Consider the following 17,142-nt stretch of genomic DNA (forward strand, 5'->3'; position numbering starts at 1 on the left):
CAGTTTCCCTCGTTCCAGCATCTTTCATCACCCATCCGCATTTTACCATATACATGCGAAAAAGCCCAGCCGTAGCTGGACTTTTTCGACAAGCTGAGGGCTTCCTTTCGGAAGCCCTTTCTGTTTTTCTGTCACGCAACCGGAATTTCAATGCCGCCCAGCAGAACAGCCTCGATCTGTTCGAGCGGAATCACCTCGTCAAACACGCCGCCGCGGATGCAGATGGTTTTTCCGTCCTGCACATCCATGCTGCCGCCGTTGCCCGATTTCCGCAGGTCGATCACCGTGCCGTCGGTCAGGCGCACGCCGTAGTCGGTAGAAAAGCGCGTCCACTCCTCCTCGTGCTGTTTGGGCTGCTTGCCGCTCGGCGCATCGTCAAACGACGCTTCCGCGTTCACGCTGTACACAAAGTGGTAGCCCATCGGCGAAACCAGCGCCTGTTCGACCGTTCCCGTCATGCCGTCCAGCGTAATTTCCTGCCCGGCGGGCAGCGCAACGGACAGGTTTTCCGCATTCAGCTTGAACTTCACACGCCATGTTCCCTCGGCGATGACCTTTTCCGGTGTGCGCAGATCGCCGAACATAACCTTTGCCGTGCCGCCGGTTTTAACCGCTTCGTTATAGGACATGGTCTCCACATACTGAATGGCGGGGTCTTCCGGATTTTCATCGAAAAAGTAGCTGCCGCCATGCCCGCCCGAGGTATTCGAGCCGATATCGCTCGACCAGCGGTTCCAGAGCAGATCCAGCTTGCCGCCGTCCGGAATCTCCTGCACGTCGAACGGCTGGCCGTCCTCCCGCACAAGCGAGTAGGTGAGCATATAGTTATAGCCGTCAAACAGAATCGCATCCGCGGTTACGGTCACGCCGTTGTCCGTATCGCTCGCGCCGACCGGGCGGCCGATCCTGTCGATGATCTCGGTGTCCGCAGTCGGGCCGAACACGCCCGCAAAGGCTTCGCCCGCCGTTTTCAGCACGCCGGTCGCCCCTGCGCCGACGCCCAGCACCAGCGCGGCCGCCACGCCCACAGCCGCAATGCGCGGCAGGCGGCGGGTACGCCGGCGGGCGGGCTGCTCGGCGCGGGAAAGGGAATCATGCAATCGGTTTGCCATACGCTGCTTTGCCTCCTCCGAAAAGTGCAGTTCGTTCATCGCAGCCTGATAATTTTTATCCTCGTTATATGCTTTGCTCACAGCAATCGCCTCCCAGTTCCAGTCTCAGTTTGTTTCTTCCTCTGCTCAGATGGGCGGATACCGCCGCCTCGCTGCGCCCCAGCAGCGAAGCGATCTCACGAACAGAGTAACCTTCATAATAAAACAGATACACCGCCTCACGGTATTTTTCCGGCAGCACCATCACCGCGTCCAGCACGGAGCAGTCCGGCGGCTCGGGCGCGGCGGCGCTGTAAGCCGTGTCCAGCGGCGCATTTTTCCGCCGGAAGGCGCGCAGCTCGTCCTTGCAGGCGTTGGCGGTCGTCCGGATGATCCACGCCTTTTCATGTGCGGGGCTTTCAAATTCCCGCCCGTCCGTTAAAAGCTTGAGAAGCACGTTCTGACAGATATCCTCCGCATCGTACGTCGATTTCAGATAGGTATAGGAGAGCCGCAGGATCAGGTCGGAGTAGGTATCCACCAGCCGCTCGGCCTCGGCCCTGTCAATTTGTTTCATTTGGTCATCAGCTCCTTTGGAAAGCGCTTTCACCTACAATACGAACGGCAGGGCGCGATCCTGACACCGAAATAAAAAAGAGACGGTTTTTACCGTCTCTTCATTATACCACAATCTCAGCCGCCTATGTCGGATGCCTGCACCGGCGGCGCGCCCGCCTCCAATGCGCCGCAGCGCTGCGCGGAAAGCAAAACGCCGAGCAGCAGCATGGTCTGGCACAGATATGCGCCGCCGTAGGACAGCAGCGGCAGGCCGGTGGCAAACGCGTTGCCGATCAGCCCCAGATCTACAAACAGGTAGATGAGCGTCTGCGCGGCAAGCGTCAGCACGACCGCATGGCTTACCAGCCACGCAAGCTGTCCGCTCTGCCGTCCCGCCTGAAGCAGGCCGCGGCCGAACAGAATGAGCAGCGGCAGCAAAACAGCCAAAACCGCCAGCCACCCCCACCGAAGCTGCGCCAGCGTCAGCAGGTGGTCGGCGGTATCCGCACTTTGTGCAAAACTTTCTGCCGGATGCGCAGCAATTTCACCGCCGAACGGGATCTCCGTGCCGTACAGCAGGTGGCGGATTACATGCGTCATGGCGCTGTATTGGTATTTCGCATCGGACATCAGATCTGCATAAAATACCGCGTCCATTGCCTGCCGCACAGCCGCGTAGCCGATGGGCAGGGCGGCAAGCGCCATATGCCCCGCGCGCCGCGGGCCGAATACGCCGTGCCATACGGCGATCAGCAGAATCACGCCGCAGGTGGCCAGCAGCGCCCTGTCATACACAACTTCCATGATTCCGAACCGCGCCAGCAGCGCAACGGCTACAACAGCCATCAGGCAGTTGGCCACGCCCTCCATCCCTTTGCCGCGCATGCGGTAGATCAAGCCGGCCAGCAGCAGCGGAAAAGTCCATAAAACCGGCGTCCCCACCGAAACCAACACATCCGCTTCCCGCCAAAAGGCGTGTATGCGGTGGCCGAGCAGAACAGCCGCAAACCATACCCCCAATACGATCCAGAGATGCCGCCCGAGCAGGGTATAATCGACAAAATAAGCAGCCAGCAGGCAAACTGCGCCCACTGCATAATGCCCCAGCAGGGTGTACCACATCAAATCGCTGTTCGTGCGCAGCAGGTATTGCAGTACGCATCCCACTGCGGCGATCGCCAGCACCAGACCGAGCATGACCCAGTTAGGCTGCGGCCGCCAGGCGCGGTCAAGCCGCGTGCCGGTTTCCACAGGGTCGCCCATCTCGCGTACCGTGGCCGCCGCTGCGGCATCCTCCTCCATACCATCCTCCAGAAAGGCGGCGTATTGATCCTCCATGTGATCCGCCAGCTCCTTTGCCGCCACCGGACGCGCCCGTTTCCACCGCATTTGTCCGGCTGCGGTATCCAGCCACTGCTGCAAAGCTTCAGGCAAACGCATGGTTTTCTCCCCCTTTCAGCACGCGGTCGACCGCGCCGGAAAACGTCCTCCATTCCTCGGTTTTTTCCGCAAGCTGGGCGTGTCCCGCATCGGTCAGGTGATAATATTTGCGGATACGCGCGCCGTCCGCCGTCTGCTCGTAGGACTGCACCAGCCCCTGCGTTTCCAGCGTGTGCAGCAGCGGGTACAGCGTGCCCGCCTTGAGTGAAAAGGTGTCGTCTGACCGCTCACGCAGCCGCTCGATCATCTGGTAGCCGTACAGGTCCTCTTCCTGCAGCAGGCGCAGTACAAGCAGCCCCGTACTTCCCGCCAGCAAACTTTTGTCGATCGCCATGCTTCTCTCCTCCTCATATCGATGTTCTATATATAGAATATATCGAATACCGATATATGTCAAGCAAAAAAAACGGACGGCTGACCGTCCGCTTTTATCGCCTATAATATTTCAAACAACGCGCCGAATACTGGCAGCGCAACAATGCTCAATACCGATGTAACCGCACAAATAATGCTGGAATATTCCGCATCTCCCCCATAAAGCTGCACCATCTGCGTAACGGTGCTGCCCGCATTCGTCGCCACCGCCAGCAAAACGATGAGCAAAATATTCGTTCCGTCCGGCGCCAGCAGCTCCGCATGCGTCACCTTAAGCAGAAAAATGGCAAACAGCGGCGCCGCCACCATGCGCAGCAAAACGATCAACGGCAGACGGCGGTAGCTCCGCATCTTCTTCCAGCTGACGCTGCCCACCAGAACGCCCGTGACAATCATACTGAGCGGGCCAAACAGCCCTGCAACGGCTTCAATCGTTCCGCTCAGCACCACCGGCAGCTGAATATTTGCCAGCAGCAGCACAAATCCAACCGCCATGCAAAGCAGATTGGGATTGCAGAGCACTTTTTTCCAGTTGACATGCGGATGTCCCGACAGCCGGCTCGAACAATGCGTCCATACCAGAATGGTGTGCACAAAAATCATGCCCGTTGCATACATGACGTATTCCCTGCCGAACGCCGAAATGACAATCGGCACGACAATACCCGTATTGAAATACAGGATATTCATTTCCTCCACCGTCGTCAGCCGCAGCGGCTTCATCAGCAGTGTCACCAGTCCCACCAGCGACAGGCTGATTACCGCGGCCGCCGCATAAGCCAGCACCAGCCCGCGCGCCTTATCCATCGTAAATTCCACACAGAACGAATGGAACACCACGCACGGCAGCACGATATACAGCAGCAGTTTGGAAATGACCTTGCTCTCCTCCACGCTGAGCACATGCCGCCGGTACATCAAAAAGCCCAGCAACATCATCAAAAACAGCTTGCCGACTTCCGCCGTCAGCAATCCGAAAATTTCCATCTCTTTCATCCCCCATACCGGCCGTTTTCCGCCTCCGGCCGGACTCCGCGCTTTCATTGCAGCGCCGTCCCCCCGCCATTGCAAACAGGCTTCCGGCGGAAAACAGCCTTTGCGCCGCAATTCCGCACCATTCCAGTAAAAAAGACTTCGGAAGAGGCTTCCGAAGTCTTTTTTCTCATGTCAAATCTATTACAGAATCTTTTCGTCGTCCTTAACGTCCTTCATGGACAGGTTGATACGGCCCTTGTCGTCAATCTCCATGACCTTGACCCAGACCATATCGCCTTCCTTGACGGCGTCCTCCACCTTCTCAATGCGGTGATCCGCCATCTTGGAGATGTGTACCATGCCGTCCTTGCCCGGCAGCAGGTTGACGAACGCGCCGAAGTTCATCAGACGCACAACCTTGCCGTAGTAGATTTCGCCCGGCTCCGGCTCCTTGACGATTGCTTCAATCATCTTGCGGGCCTTGTCCGCATCCGAAGCCTTGATCGCCGCGATGGTGACCGTGCCGTCATCCTCGATATCGACCTTTGCGCCGGATTCAGCAACGATGTTCTGGATCACGCTGCCGCCCTTGCCGATGACCTCGCGGATCTTATCCGGATGGATGTGCATGGTGGTCATCTTGGGCGCCCACTCGGATACGTCCGCGCGCGGCTTGTCGATCGCCTTGAGCATGATCTCATCCAAAATGCCGTAACGGGCAACGCGGCACTTCTCGAACGCCTGCTTGATGATGTTCGGGGTCAGGCCGTCCACCTTGATATCTACCTGAATCGCGGTGATGCCCTTCTTGGTGCCGGCAACCTTAAAGTCCATATCGCCGTAGAAGTCCTCAACACCCTGAATATCGGTAAAGGTGGTCTCCTGACCGCCGTCCGTAATCAGGCCGCAGGAAATGCCGGCAACCGGCGCGGTGATCGGAACGCCTGCGTCCATCAGCGCCAGCGTGGAACCGCATACCGAACCCTGCGAGGTCGAACCGTTGGAGGAAATGACCTCGGATACCAGACGCAGCGCGTACGGGAACTCGCTCACCGGAGGGATAACCGGCAGCAGCGCACGCTCCGCCAGTGCGCCGTGACCAATCTCACGACGGCCGGGGCCGCGGGACGGGCGGGTCTCACCGACCGAGAAGGACGGGAAGTTGTAGTGATGGATATAGCGCTTTTCCTTCTCTTCAAAGATGGTATCCAGCTCCTGCGCGTCACCCAGCGTGCCCAGCGTACACAGCGTCAGCACCTGCGTCTGGCCGCGGGTGAACATGCCCGAACCGTGTACGCGCGGCAGCACGCCAACCTCGGCCGCCAGCGGACGGACTTCCTCCATGCCGCGGCCGTCTACGCGCTTGCCGTTCGCCAGCCAGCGACGGACGATCTTCTTCTGCAGCTTGTCCACGCACTCGCCGAGGTTCGCGCCGTGCTCTTCCTTGTATTCCTCGGAAAGGGTCGCCTCGAACTCGTCTACAATCGCGCGCACGCCCGCATCGCGGACGGTCTTGTCGTCGGTGTCCATTGCGACCTCGAACTTGTCATTGCAGGCCGCCTCGAGCTTGTCAAACAGGTCGTGGTCGATGTCATGATGCTCGTACTCGAACTTGGGCTTGCCGATCTCGTCCTTGATGGACTGGATGAATGCGCAGATCTTCTTGAGTTCCTCATGCGCTTCCATCAGGGCGTTAAACATATCGTCCTCGGGCACTTCCTTGGCGCCGGCTTCGATCATGACGATCTTGTCCTTGGTTGCGCACAGGGTAACGTCCATCTCGGACACCTTGCGCTGCTCGCAAGTCGGGTTGATGACGGTCTTGCCGTCCACAATGCCGACCTGGCAGCCTGCTACCACATAGTCAAACGGGATATCGGAAATCGAAACCGCAATGGATGCGCCCAGCAGGGAAACGACCTCGGGCGAGTTGTCGTAGTCGTTCTCCAGCACGGTGCAGACGATGGAAACGTCGTTGCGCAGATCCTTGGGGAACAGCGGACGCATCGGGCGGTCAATCTGGCGGGAGGCCAGGATCGCCTTTTCGGACGGACGGCCCTCGCGGCGCATGAAGCTGCCGGGAATACGGCCTACCGAATACAGGCGCTCCTCAAAATCAACCGAAAGCGGGAAAAAGTCGATGCCGTCGCGCGGCTTGGCCGACGCGGTCGCGGTGACGAGCACGGCGGTATCGCCGTAGCGTACCAGGCACGAGCCGTTGGCGAGCTGCGCCATCTTGCCAGTTTCGACGGTCAGCTTGCGGCCGGCGATCTCGGTTTCAAACACACGGTAGTTTTTGAAGTCAAAATGATTGATGTTTGCCATTTTTTGTCCTCCTTTTTTGTTTGGCGGAGGGCGGCAGATGCTTTTTTAGCACTTGAAACAAAGCCCAAACTCCTATAGGGGGCTTCCAAAGCCCCCTATATACGAAACCAAGTTCCAAGGCAACTTGGTTTCGATACCCGAAGGATGCCGCCCAAGGCGGCTGGGTCGGGGTGTAAAAAACCACGCGCATGTCGCGGTTTTTTACGGAAACCGCAAAGCGGTTTCCAAATGAAATGCCGCGCGATACGCGCGGTCGCCTGCGGGCGGGCCAAAGGCTCGCCGCGCCCTCCGGCACGGCTGCCTTGTGGATACGGTTTGCAAGCAAACCGGTTTTTTGTACCGCGAACAAAGTTCGCAGGTTGTCTGCGGATGAGCGTTCTCCCCTTATTGGGCGCTGTTTCAACTGCTAAAAAGCGGTTTTGCCGCCTTCCATGAAAATACAGAAACAGGGGAGCAGACTGCTCCCCTATATCCTTGTAGCTTTTACTTACGGATGCCGAGCTTGGCAATCAGCGCGCGGTAGCGGTTGATGTCCTTCTTCTGGAGGTATGCCAGCATCGAACGGCGCTGGCCGACCATCTTGAGCAGGCCGCGGCGGGAGTGGTTATCCTTCTTGTGAACCTTCAGGTGCTCGGTCAGCTCCTGAATGCGCGCGGTCAGAATGGCGATCTGAACCTCCGGCGAACCGGTATCGGTCGCATGGGTGCGGTTTGCTTCAATTACGGCAGTCTTGTCTTCCTTACGGATCATGTTGGTGTTTCACCTTTCTGTAATAAATTTTTGTTACCCACAGGCTGGGCCGCGGCTTGGTGAAATGGACACGGTAAAACGCGCCCGGTTGGTCCGTCGGCTAAGCAGGGGGCGAAAGTACATATATAATACCATACAGCGGATATTTTGTAAAGTAATTTCTCTTTTTTTATTCGTTTTCACTCTTTTTCGGCGCAAATTCTGTCAAATCCAATCACGCATTGTCGATTTGTACAATTATGAACAAATTGTGAATTATATTTTGTCAAATTTTAACCTTGTCCCAGAGAAAGCCAAAGTGCTATAATCTTTTCATTCGATGGATAGTTTCTTTCGGTGGATAGCTTGATATTCCTATCGCTTGAATCCGTTTTTATTTATTGCTTGAAGATACGCGACGGGGCGGTGCAACAGCGCGGCCTGATGTCGCGTTCTTTTTTTATTCTTTTGCGCCGCTGCTGCATTTTTCTGTTATACTAAAGCAGAAGGGGGCCTGTCCTATGCAGACAATTCCGGCCAAAACCATCGTCACCAATACCAAAAGCGCCGCGGGCTGGTTCGGCGCGCGGTATAATATGAACATCTACCGCGGCTGCTGCCACGGCTGCATCTATTGCGACAGCCGGTCCGAATGCTACCGCAACGACGATTTTGACACCGTCTGCGCCAAGCAGGACGCGCTGCGCATCATCCGCGACGACCTGCGCCGCAAAACGCGCACGGGCGTGGTCTCCACCGGCGCGATGAGCGACCCCTACAATCCTTTCGAGCGCACAGAACAGCTCACGCGCCACGCGCTCGAACTGCTGGCGGCTTACGGTTTCGGCGCCGCCATCGCCACCAAAAGCGACCTCATCTGCCGCGATATTGATGTCCTGCGGGAAATCCGGCAGAACGCACCTGTGCTGTGTAAGCTGACCGTTACCACGGCGGATGACGCGCTCGCCCGCAAAATCGAACCGCATGCACCATCTCCCTCCGCACGGCTGGACGCCCTCGCGCGCCTGCACGACGCCGGACTGCACACCTGCATCCTGCTCATGCCCGTGCTGCCCTGGATCACCGACACCGAAACGCATTTGCTGACCATCGTGCAGCGTGCCAGGCAGGCGGGCGTGGATTTTATCTATCCCGCCCTCGGCCTGACCATGCGAGACCGGCAGCGCGCTTATTTTTATGCCGCGCTCGACCGGGAATTTCCCGGTCTCAAGCAAAAATACGTCGCCCGCTACGGCACGCGCTACCAATGCGCCAGCCCGCGCGCCGAAGCGCTGTGGGCCGCTTTCACCCGCGCCTGCAACGAAGCCGGCATCTTCTATCAGATGCGCGACATCACCCGCCGTTACCAGCGCGGCTACGGCGCCGGTCAGCTGACCCTGTACTGAGAGAGGCCGCCTGCCTCTCCCCGTTTTTCTCCCACTGGGGCAGCACATCTGGATAAAAAAGCAAACAGCCGGAGCAATTCTGCTCCGGCTGTTTTTCATTGCATGTATGGCTTGCTTGTATCAATCGAGATCACGCCTGCCGCGCCGTCCCACGAAACGCTGACACCCAGCACCATGCACAAATCGCGCAGTTTAAAATAGTGATTCCCGTCAATCATATACGCCTTGCCGAGCAGCGGCATGTTCTCCACATAAACTTCCGCATCCGCACGGACCGCGGGCTTTGTCCCGCCTTCCAGCGGCAGCAGTTCACCGCCAACCGGCGTATATACGCCTCCGGACAGCGTGACTCTCCGCGCCGCGCCATCCCAGTTCACCTGAAAAGCCGCCCGTGTGCCGGCAAACGCCATCGCAAGGTCGCGCAGTTTAAAATAGTTGCTGTCCCCAATTTCATATGCGGCAGCGGCAGCCGCTTTGCCATCCACCACGAGCCGGGCGGACGAAACCTCTGCCGGTCTGCGCAGTTCCGGTTTGACCGGCTCCCGCTTCAGAATTTCCTGCACAGCAGTGTCCACGCCGTTCAAATAGTCCGCAAAGCGCTGTTCCACTGCAATATCCGGCGGAAAACTCTCAATCCCATAGGGCTTGGCAGCCTCATAAACGCCCAGGTCGATAAACTTGTTGGAGTACTGCCCGCGGATGCCCGAATACGGCAGCGTAAAGCCTGTAATCTGACCGAAGTGATCGACGCTGCCGCCCGTCGGCGCGCCGACGACTGTCGCACCGATATCCTTGAGCTGCACGGTGTTGATCAGCGCAGAAGAAAACGTATTCTCACCCGCCAGCGCATATACCGCGCCGCCTTTTACCAGAAACTGCTGCGCCGCATACATCACCGGATACAATACGCCGTCCGAACCGCCGCCATTATAACGCAGGTCAATCACAAACTTTTCATATGCGCCCGATTCCAGCTTTGCCGTGATCTGCGCGGCAAACGCCTCTATCGGCAGGTTGGGGTCCTCCCGGCAGGCATTATACTGCATATACAGCGTGCCCTGTCCCAAATCAAGCAGTTTGTAGACCGCATTTTTATCCGGCTCGGTCGGCGGTACCGCCTTGCGCAGCTGCGCCTGGCTGACATAGCCCTGCTCGCCAAGCGCCGCATATTCCGCAGGCGTCAGCACAGGATAAGACAGCACCGTCTCCTTGCCCCCGGCGTCGCGCACCGTTAGAGAGACCGTCTCCGCGCCTTTTTCCACCAGACCGTAATGCTCCAGAATCTGCACAATATACATCATACTGCCGAGATCGCGGCGCAGGCGCGTTTCATTATCGTATGAAATCATGGGGGCGATCCGGCGCTGCACCTCATCCATCGTGCAGCCGGCGACTGCAACGATTTGCTGACCGATATAGTCCCTGTATTCCGCCGCCGTTCCGGCAAGCGTCCACCGGCCGTCATACCATGCAGGCGCAAAAGGAAGCAGCCGCGGCTCCTTGAGCGTCTGCCCGATGCCCAGCATCGTATGCGAATCCCCGCCCAGCGCGGTCAGTTCGGACAGCGCGACCGCAAAATCGAAATCGTCCATCTGTTCCATGTTCCGCTCGATTTCCGCCTTTTTGTCCAGCACGGTCTGCTCGCTCACTTTGGTAAAGAAATCCGGATGCTTTTCAGTCAGAATCTCCATCAGCATATCCAGATCCTCCTGCCGCCCGTCCGCAGCATCTGCCGCGCCCGCAGCGGGCAAACCGCCGCACAGCATCGCTGCGCTCAGGCATCCGGCCAGCCAGCGTTTCCACTTCATCTCCATCGCTCCTTTGTATCGTTTTGATAATACAAATATATATCGATTTTCTGTGCTTGTCAAGCTCTTGTTTGCCCGGTCTGTCCGTCAAATATTTCATGCTGCAAATCCAGGTTGTAGGACAGCAGCACGCGCAGTTTCCGTTTGCCGCGCGTGCGGTGACGCGAAACCGCGCTTTGGCTGATGCCCAGCTTGTACGCGATTTCCTTGCCGGAAAGACCGTCTACTTCGCTCAGCCACAGCACTTCATATTGCCGTGCGGTCAGCTGCTCGCGCATCGCGCGGAAGAAGGTTTCCCGGAATGCCGCGCGAAACGCGCTGTTGTCCGACGCAAGAGAGGACAGATACCCTTGATATGCCGCTCTGTCCGCCTGCATGTCAAACAGCCCGTCTTTCATCATAGGCCACCCCTCCCCTGTCGTGATAATGTTCCATCTCAAACGCTGCCTTGCGGCTTTCATTAATCAGCATGCGCAGGCAGCCGATTCTTCGCTTAAGCCGGAACCGCACCTCCTTTTGCCGTGCAAGGCGCTGCGCCGCCTGAAGCTGTTTGACACGCAGTTCAAGCAGCGCAGTGTTCGCACGGTATTCTTTTGACATTTCATGAAGTGTCATCACTGCACCCCTCCCAAATACGAACATTTGTTTGATTATTATGTTTTCAATAATACATCATCTTGTGTTTATTGTCAACAGAAAATCAATATATCCGTATTCTATTCCTTATCGCATCTGCATACAATATTCACAGGAAAGGAGGCGGCGGACATGCGCAGGCTGTTTATGACCGGTTTGGGGCTAAGCGTTATTCTGTATCTGCTGCCCGCTGTATGGTCGCTGACCGGCACAGCGGAGCCGCCCGAGCTGCTTACCGTTCCGCAAACGGTTGCGGGCGAAATCAAAAACGAGGGCGGCGGTCAGCCAACCATTACTGTTCAGCTGGAGGGCACACCGGTCGAGATGCCGCTTGAACAGTATGTGGAGGGCGTAACCGCCGCCGAAATCCCAAATGATTTTCCAATTGAAGCCATCCGCGCACAGGCGGTTGCCGCACGAACCTATGCCGTTTACAAATGCCGCCTCGGCCGGTCCGAGGTCCATCCGGACGCCGATGTATGCGATAACTTCAGCCACTGTGCCGCCTACCGCGACCCTGCCGCAGCCGCTGCGGCAGGCACAGGGCTTGACAGAGTGCGGCAGGCTGTGCAGAACACCGCAGGGCAGATTCTGACCTGTCAGGGCGCACCGATTGCCGCGGTATTCCACAGCGCCAGCGGCCCGCGCACCGAGGCTGCGCGCGATGTCTGGGGCGAGGACGTTCCTTATCTGCAAAGCGTGGTGAGCCCCGGCGGCTCCGCGTCCAGCGAATACGAAGATACCGTAACCGTATCGGCGGACGAATTCCGCAAAAAAGTAAACGAAGCTTTCCCGTCGGCAGATGTATCCGGCGCCCCGCGCACCTGGTTTAAAGCCTCCGAGCGTTCGGAGGCCGGCGGTATTATCACGGTGAAACTGGGCGGTGTTCCGGTGGAGGGCACGGCTGTGCGCACGCTGTTCGGGCTGCACTCCACCAACTTCACCATTACCACCACAGAGGACAGCATCTCTTTCCATACCGTCGGTTACGGGCACGGCGTCGGCCTGTCGCAATACGGCGCGCGGTACATGGCCGAACAGGGCGCTTCCTATATCGATATTTTAACGCATTATTACAAAGATACCGTGCTTTCCAATGTATAAATCCCCCGCTCCGCGGCGATACTTTTTGCAACGGAGGTAAAGGGTTATGAAACAATATCATGCAAAGCACACTGCGGTCCTGTCGACGCGCGGATTCTACACCATTCTGACCGTCTGCGGTCTGATTATCGCGGTTTCGGCGTGGGTGCTCTGGACGAGCATTTCCGCACCCAACGAGCCGCCGGCAGCCGCAGACACGCCCGTCATCACGCCCGCCGGCGCGCTGCCCGACCTGAGCGAAGACCTGCCCGCTGCACAGCAGGAGCCGCAGCCGGCCGAACCGGCGGATGCCGAAGTTGCGGAAGAGTCGCCGGCACCGGCCGAAGAGCAGCCATCCGCCCCTGTGCAGACCGTCTATGCGCCTGTTTATGTCCGTCCGGTTTCGGGCGCGGTGCTCACGCCGTTTTCCGGAGACGAGCTGCTGTTCCAGCCCACTTTGGGCGACTGGCGCGTACACACAGGTACGGATTTCGCCGCAGAAGCGGGAGAAACCGTGCTTGCGCTGACCGACGGCGCGGTGACCGACGTATTTGAGCAGGGCCTGTACGGCACCTGCGTGACGATGACGCATGACGGCGGTCTGACGACCACCTACCGCGGCCTGACCGACGTGCGCGTTTCTGCCGGACAAGCCGTATCCGCAGGCGAGGCCATCGGCGCATGCGCGCCGTCTATCGAGGCCGAGGCAGCGCTCGACCCGCACATCCACGTGGAAGCCGCAATCGACGGCACGGCCATTGACGTGCTCACCCTGCTTGGCGAGTACGAGCCGGAATAAGCAAAAGCCGCAGGAAAATCCCTGCGGCTTTTCTTATACTGCAATTTTTCGGGAATAATTGCCCGTCATTCCCCCGCCGACGACGGTTACAATATCGTCGGAATACAGGAAGTTCATCTCACCGTCCTGCGATTTTGCAGTGCTGCCCGTAATATCGGCGTTGCCCGCTGTCCCGTCTGAAAAGCGATATTCAAACGAATGCGGATCTGCCTGCAAAATTTCCAGTCCAACCAGGATTGGGCTTTCATACGCCCCCTCCCAGTCGCACGTTTCACCGGCGTCTGTTTGACAGAGCGATTCCAAAGCCTCCAGCGTTCCCTCGCCCAAATAGCGATAGGTTTCACCGGTCTGCTGATCCACCGCAGCCTGGCCGACTACACTGCCAGACGCCGTTTGCACGTCAAACACGAAAAACGCATGCGCGCCGTCTTCGCTTCCGCCAACTTCCAGTTGAATATCGGTCAGCTGAACAGTATATGCATCGGTATCCAGCGCTTTCGTAAGCAGATTCGCGGCTTCCTGAGCGGTCAGCAGTGCAGGCTCTTCCGCTTCGTCCGTCAGCAAACCGGCCTCTTTGGCCTGCTCCAGCGCCTGCATCTGCGAATTTTCCGCAATATCCGCCTGCGCGGCGGCCGCATCACTGTCCTGCTCCGTACAGCCTGCCAGCAGCAATACAAGCAGCGCCGGCAGCGCGATCAACCGTTTCATCCGTCTTCCCCCTTCTCTTCTTACTGGTCTGTTCATTAATATAGCGCAGCAAGAGAAAAAAAGCAACGGATTTTTACGCAAAGCGTGCGGAATTATTCTGTCGGATTCTTCTTTTTCCGCCATCCGCGCGGCTGTTTCGGCATTTTCTTCCGGTTTTTGAAGCGTTCCGTCAGGCTGTCCATCAGCGAATAATATACCGGCGTGATGAACAGCGTGGCGGCAGTCGAAACGACCATGCCCGTCATCATAACAATGCCCATCGGGCGCATCATCTCCGCGCCCTCGCCGCCGGAAAAGACCATCGGCACCAGACCCAGGATCGTGGTCAGCGAGGTCATCAGCACAGGGCGCACACGGCGCGGACATGCGTTGAGAATCGCCGTCTGCTTATCCTCTCCATGCGCACGGCGCTGTTCAATATAGTCAATCAGCACAATGGAGGAGTTAACCACCGTACCCGCCAGAATGATCACGCCCAGCAGCGCCACCATGGAGAGACGGTGCCCTGTCGGCGCCAGCAGCGCCATGGAGGCCAGCAGACCGACCGGCATAATCGTCATGATGATCACCGGCAGCAGGAACGAGTTATACTGGCTGGCCAGCACGAAATAAATCAGCAGAATAGATACTGCCAGCGCCAGCAGCAGCGTGTTCATCGTTTCGTTGATTGTTGCAAGGGTGGTTTCGCCGTCGTCAATTTCAACGCCTTCCGGCAGCTCGTAATTCGCAAGCAGCGCCTGTACGCTGGCGTTCATGCCCGCAGCATCGCCCGATTCCGACTGTCCCGTAATCGTGACGACCTCCTGCTGGCCCACGCGCGAGATCGACTGCGGCGACAGTTCGGTATATACATCGGCCACCATGCTGAGCGGCACCGTGCCGCCCGCCGCAGTCGGAAGCTGCATCGAACGGAGCGCGTCCAGGCTTTCCGATGACGCTTCGCTGCCCGAAACGGTAACGTCATATTCCTCGCCGCCCATGCGCAATGTGGTTGCCGTCGAGCCGGTCAGTTCCGCACGGACCAGTCCGCCGATGGCAGCGGCGCTCAGCCCGAAGCGAGAGGCATTCTCCCTGTTGATTTTAACCGCAACGCGCGGTACCTCCTTGCCGGAGGAAGACTCCACATTGATGGCGTCCGGCAGCGCGGCAACTTCTCTGGCCAAAGCGTCCGCCGCTTCCGCCAGTTCGTCATAGTCTCTGCCCATCAGCTGAATGCTGATATCCGAACCGCCCGTCATCTCCATCATGCTGCTGCTGGATACGGTCAGCTCGCAGCCCGCAATATCGGCAAGATGCCGACGAAGCTCGTTGGCAATTTCGGTGGCCGAGCGGCTGCGGTCCTTCAAATCGGTCAGCATAATCGTAACGCTCGCACCCGAAGACGCGGACATAACAGAGGCCGAATCGCCCGTTGAGTAATACAGCTGGTCAATTTCCGGTATGGTATCCAATGCAATGCGCGCAATGCGTTCCTGAATCGCAGCCGTCTCTTCCATCGAGGCGCCGGTCGGCATATCCACCGTCACGCCGATCTGTCCCTGGTCCATTTCCGGAATCAGTTCGGTGCCCGCAGCGCCGATGCTGACCACGGAAACAACGCAGATGGCAAGCGTAATCAGCATGCCAACGCTGCGGCGGCTGATCAGCCATTTCAGCGTATTTTTGTACCAGCGCATCACCGGCTTTTCGATAATCACCTTGTCTTTTACTTCCGGAATGGGCACCTGCCGGTGTTTGCCGCCGCGGCGCAGCAACGCAAAGCTCAGCAGCGGCACCAGGGTCAGCGCAATAATCAGCGAAGATGCCAGCAGCACCACAATGGTAATGCTCATCTCGCGGAACATCATGCCCGTCATGCCGCCGGACAGGCCGATGGGCAAAAATACACAGATGGTCGTCAGCGTTGACGCGATGACCGACATTGCAACCTCTTTCGTGCCCTCAACACAGGCAGTGCGCACGTCATATCCGTCCGAGCGGTATCGGAAAATATTATCCAGCACGACAACCGAGTTATCCACGATCATGCCGACGCCCAGCGTAATGCCGCCGAGAGACAGCATGTTGAGCGTGATATCCAGCACATACATAATCAGGAATGTGAACAGGATGCAAACCGGCATGGCTACAGAAATGGCAATCGTCGCACCCATATCGCGCAGGAAGAAAAACAGTACGATTGCCGCAAACAGCACGCCGTACAAAATGTTGGATACCGCGTTGTCCACCGTCATATTGATAAAATCTGACTGATCCATCAAAACGCTGCACTGCAGGCGCTCGTTTTCCGCGGTTTTTTTCTCCATGGTCTGCTTGGCGAGCTCCGCAATCTTAACCGTATTGGAGCCGGACTGCTTGTTGACCGACAGAATGACGCATTCCTCGCCGTCCACCTTGGAGATAACCGTCCGGTCCTTGGGCTGCATGGCCACGTCCGCAATCTGGCTCAGGCGCACCGTACCGCCTGCCGGCAGCGCAATCAGCGCGTTCTTTACGTCATCCACCGTTTTATATTCGCCGTCGGTGCGCACGGAAAGTGACTGCGAGCCGCGGTCCAAGTCGCCGCCCGGCACGGCCATATTGTCCGCCCCGATCTGCTGCGCCACCGTGGACACGGTCAGATTATACCCTTTCAGGCGCGCAGGGTCGGTTTTAACGGCAATCTCATCCTCATAGCCGCCCGAAATATCCACAGAGGCCACGCCGTCCAGCCGCTCAAGCGCAGGCTTCAACTCGTCTTCCGCAACCGACTGCATGGCGGCAAGATCTCCTCCGCGCAGGGCAAACAGCGCAACGGGCATCGCGTCCACGTCAATGCTCATTACCGTCGGGTCGGAAGCGTCCTCCGGCAGCGCGGCCTTGGCCATATCCACCTTGTCGCGCATATCAACCATGACTTTGTCCAGATCTGTGCCGTCTTCAAACTGCACCACCACCATCGAAATATTTTCCGACGAGGTGGACGACAGCGTATCCAGGCCGGACAGGCTGGCGCACGCCGCTTCCAGCGGCTTGGTCACCTGCTGCTCAATGTCCTCCGGACTTGCGCCCACATAGGTTGCATAAACCATCGCAACCGGCAGCTCCATATCGGGCATCAGCGCCAGCGGCAGTCCCTGAAAACAGTACACGCCGAAAATCGCAACCAATATGTACGCCAATATGGTCATAACGTGGTGTTTGATACATTTTTCCGCGATATTCATGGG

Annotated in this window: 16 protein-coding genes; 3 read left to right on the forward strand and 13 right to left on the reverse strand. The window is 57.9% G+C overall.

The annotated features are described in order from the left end of the window. Positions 1–131: 131 nt before the first annotated feature. The 8 genes from ACOYIE_RS00705 to rpsO form a co-directional block, all read right to left on the reverse strand. Positions 132–1,193: a DUF4179 domain-containing protein gene (locus tag ACOYIE_RS00705; RefSeq protein WP_433409909.1), complete on the reverse strand. Its 1,062-nt coding sequence runs from the start codon at positions 1,191–1,193 to the stop codon at positions 132–134. Further along, positions 1,177–1,668 (reverse strand): RNA polymerase sigma factor, encoded by a 492-nt coding sequence (locus ACOYIE_RS00710; protein ID WP_433409910.1) that lies wholly within the window; start codon positions 1,666–1,668, stop codon positions 1,177–1,179. The genes ACOYIE_RS00705 and ACOYIE_RS00710 overlap by 17 nt, the downstream gene beginning before the upstream one ends. A 116-nt stretch (positions 1,669–1,784) precedes the next feature. Continuing rightward, positions 1,785–3,089: a permease prefix domain 1-containing protein gene (locus tag ACOYIE_RS00715; protein ID WP_433409911.1), complete on the reverse strand. Its 1,305-nt coding sequence runs from the start codon at positions 3,087–3,089 to the stop codon at positions 1,785–1,787. Beyond that, positions 3,076–3,423, reverse strand: coding sequence for a PadR family transcriptional regulator (locus ACOYIE_RS00720; protein WP_433409913.1), 348 nt, complete (start codon positions 3,421–3,423; stop codon positions 3,076–3,078). The genes ACOYIE_RS00715 and ACOYIE_RS00720 overlap by 14 nt, the downstream gene beginning before the upstream one ends. 101 nt (positions 3,424–3,524) lie before the next feature. After that, a complete protein-coding gene (locus tag ACOYIE_RS00725) occupies positions 3,525–4,460 on the reverse strand; it encodes an AEC family transporter (protein ID WP_433409914.1) in 936 nt (311 codons plus the stop codon). A gap of 180 nt (positions 4,461–4,640) precedes the next feature. Beyond that, positions 4,641–6,764, reverse strand: coding sequence for a polyribonucleotide nucleotidyltransferase (locus ACOYIE_RS00730; RefSeq protein WP_433409916.1), 2,124 nt, complete (start codon positions 6,762–6,764; stop codon positions 4,641–4,643). Further along, positions 6,742–7,113, reverse strand: coding sequence for a hypothetical protein (locus ACOYIE_RS00735; RefSeq protein ID WP_433409917.1), 372 nt, complete (start codon positions 7,111–7,113; stop codon positions 6,742–6,744). Before ACOYIE_RS00735 ends, ACOYIE_RS00730 begins: the two co-directional genes overlap by 23 nt. Positions 7,114–7,247: 134 nt before the next feature. Then, on the reverse strand, positions 7,248–7,514 hold the full coding sequence (gene rpsO, locus ACOYIE_RS00740) for a 30S ribosomal protein S15 (RefSeq protein WP_031476090.1): 267 nt from the start codon (positions 7,512–7,514) through the stop codon (positions 7,248–7,250). Positions 7,515–8,014: 500 nt separating this feature from the next. Here rpsO and ACOYIE_RS00745 point away from each other — a divergent pair, with 500 nt between their 5' ends. Further along, positions 8,015–8,899, forward strand: a complete 885-nt coding sequence (locus ACOYIE_RS00745) for an SPL family radical SAM protein (RefSeq protein ID WP_433409918.1) — start codon at positions 8,015–8,017, stop codon at positions 8,897–8,899. Between the two features lie 95 nt (positions 8,900–8,994). On the opposite strand, the gene ACOYIE_RS00750 is transcribed toward ACOYIE_RS00745, so the two are convergent. The 3 genes from ACOYIE_RS00750 to ACOYIE_RS00760 are packed head-to-tail and all read right to left on the reverse strand — an operon-like array spanning position 8,995 to position 11,322. Then, a complete protein-coding gene (locus ACOYIE_RS00750; protein ID WP_433409920.1) occupies positions 8,995–10,707 on the reverse strand; it encodes a hypothetical protein in 1,713 nt (570 codons plus the stop codon). Between the two features lie 59 nt (positions 10,708–10,766). Next, positions 10,767–11,108 (reverse strand): RNA polymerase sigma factor, encoded by a 342-nt coding sequence (locus ACOYIE_RS00755; RefSeq protein ID WP_433409922.1) that lies wholly within the window; start codon positions 11,106–11,108, stop codon positions 10,767–10,769. Further along, positions 11,086–11,322 carry a hypothetical protein gene (locus tag ACOYIE_RS00760; RefSeq protein WP_433409924.1) on the reverse strand — a complete coding sequence of 79 codons (237 nt, stop codon included), beginning with the start codon at positions 11,320–11,322 and terminating at the stop codon, positions 11,086–11,088. The genes ACOYIE_RS00755 and ACOYIE_RS00760 overlap by 23 nt, the downstream gene beginning before the upstream one ends. A gap of 153 nt (positions 11,323–11,475) precedes the next feature. Between ACOYIE_RS00760 and spoIID the strand changes: the two genes are divergently transcribed. Both spoIID and ACOYIE_RS00770 read left to right on the forward strand, forming a co-directional pair. Beyond that, on the forward strand, positions 11,476–12,447 hold the full coding sequence (gene spoIID, locus ACOYIE_RS00765; RefSeq protein WP_433409926.1) for a stage II sporulation protein D: 972 nt from the start codon (positions 11,476–11,478) through the stop codon (positions 12,445–12,447). Positions 12,448–12,493: 46 nt separating this feature from the next. Further along, positions 12,494–13,225, forward strand: coding sequence for a peptidoglycan DD-metalloendopeptidase family protein (locus ACOYIE_RS00770; protein WP_433409927.1), 732 nt, complete (start codon positions 12,494–12,496; stop codon positions 13,223–13,225). Positions 13,226–13,258: 33 nt separating this feature from the next. On the opposite strand, the gene ACOYIE_RS00775 is transcribed toward ACOYIE_RS00770, so the two are convergent. Both ACOYIE_RS00775 and ACOYIE_RS00780 read right to left on the reverse strand, forming a co-directional pair. Continuing rightward, the gene (locus ACOYIE_RS00775) at positions 13,259–13,933 is read right to left on the reverse strand and encodes a hypothetical protein (protein ID WP_433409929.1); all 675 of its coding nucleotides are present in this window, start codon (positions 13,931–13,933) and stop codon (positions 13,259–13,261) included. A 92-nt stretch (positions 13,934–14,025) separates the two neighbouring features. Then, positions 14,026–17,139, reverse strand: a complete 3,114-nt coding sequence (locus ACOYIE_RS00780; RefSeq protein ID WP_433409930.1) for an efflux RND transporter permease subunit — start codon at positions 17,137–17,139, stop codon at positions 14,026–14,028. Between the last annotated feature and the right edge of the window lie 3 nt (positions 17,140–17,142).

It is taken from the genome of Agathobaculum sp., assembly GCF_050946325.1.
Taxonomy (GTDB): Bacteria; Bacillota; Clostridia; order Oscillospirales; family Butyricicoccaceae; genus Agathobaculum.

Bases quoted from the DNA above. Each gene is read 5' to 3' on its own strand.
- ACOYIE_RS00750 (WP_433409920.1), bottom strand. From the start codon at position 10,707: ATGAAGTGGAAACGCTGGCTGGCCGGATGCCTGAGCGCAGCGATGCTG.
- ACOYIE_RS00770 (WP_433409927.1), top strand. From the start codon at position 12,494: ATGAAACAATATCATGCAAAGCACACTGCGGTCCTGTCGACGCGCGGA.
- rpsO (WP_031476090.1), bottom strand. From the start codon at position 7,514: ATGATCCGTAAGGAAGACAAGACTGCCGTAATTGAAGCAAACCGCACC.
- ACOYIE_RS00730 (WP_433409916.1), bottom strand. From the start codon at position 6,764: ATGGCAAACATCAATCATTTTGACTTCAAAAACTACCGTGTGTTTGAA.
- ACOYIE_RS00780 (WP_433409930.1), bottom strand. From the start codon at position 17,139: ATGAATATCGCGGAAAAATGTATCAAACACCACGTTATGACCATATTG.
- ACOYIE_RS00745 (WP_433409918.1), top strand. From the start codon at position 8,015: ATGCAGACAATTCCGGCCAAAACCATCGTCACCAATACCAAAAGCGCC.
- ACOYIE_RS00755 (WP_433409922.1), bottom strand. From the start codon at position 11,108: ATGATGAAAGACGGGCTGTTTGACATGCAGGCGGACAGAGCGGCATAT.
- spoIID (WP_433409926.1), top strand. From the start codon at position 11,476: ATGCGCAGGCTGTTTATGACCGGTTTGGGGCTAAGCGTTATTCTGTAT.
- ACOYIE_RS00715 (WP_433409911.1), bottom strand. From the start codon at position 3,089: ATGCGTTTGCCTGAAGCTTTGCAGCAGTGGCTGGATACCGCAGCCGGA.
- ACOYIE_RS00775 (WP_433409929.1), bottom strand. From the start codon at position 13,933: ATGAAACGGTTGATCGCGCTGCCGGCGCTGCTTGTATTGCTGCTGGCA.
- ACOYIE_RS00710 (WP_433409910.1), bottom strand. From the start codon at position 1,668: ATGAAACAAATTGACAGGGCCGAGGCCGAGCGGCTGGTGGATACCTAC.
- ACOYIE_RS00760 (WP_433409924.1), bottom strand. From the start codon at position 11,322: ATGACACTTCATGAAATGTCAAAAGAATACCGTGCGAACACTGCGCTG.
- ACOYIE_RS00725 (WP_433409914.1), bottom strand. From the start codon at position 4,460: ATGAAAGAGATGGAAATTTTCGGATTGCTGACGGCGGAAGTCGGCAAG.
- ACOYIE_RS00720 (WP_433409913.1), bottom strand. From the start codon at position 3,423: ATGGCGATCGACAAAAGTTTGCTGGCGGGAAGTACGGGGCTGCTTGTA.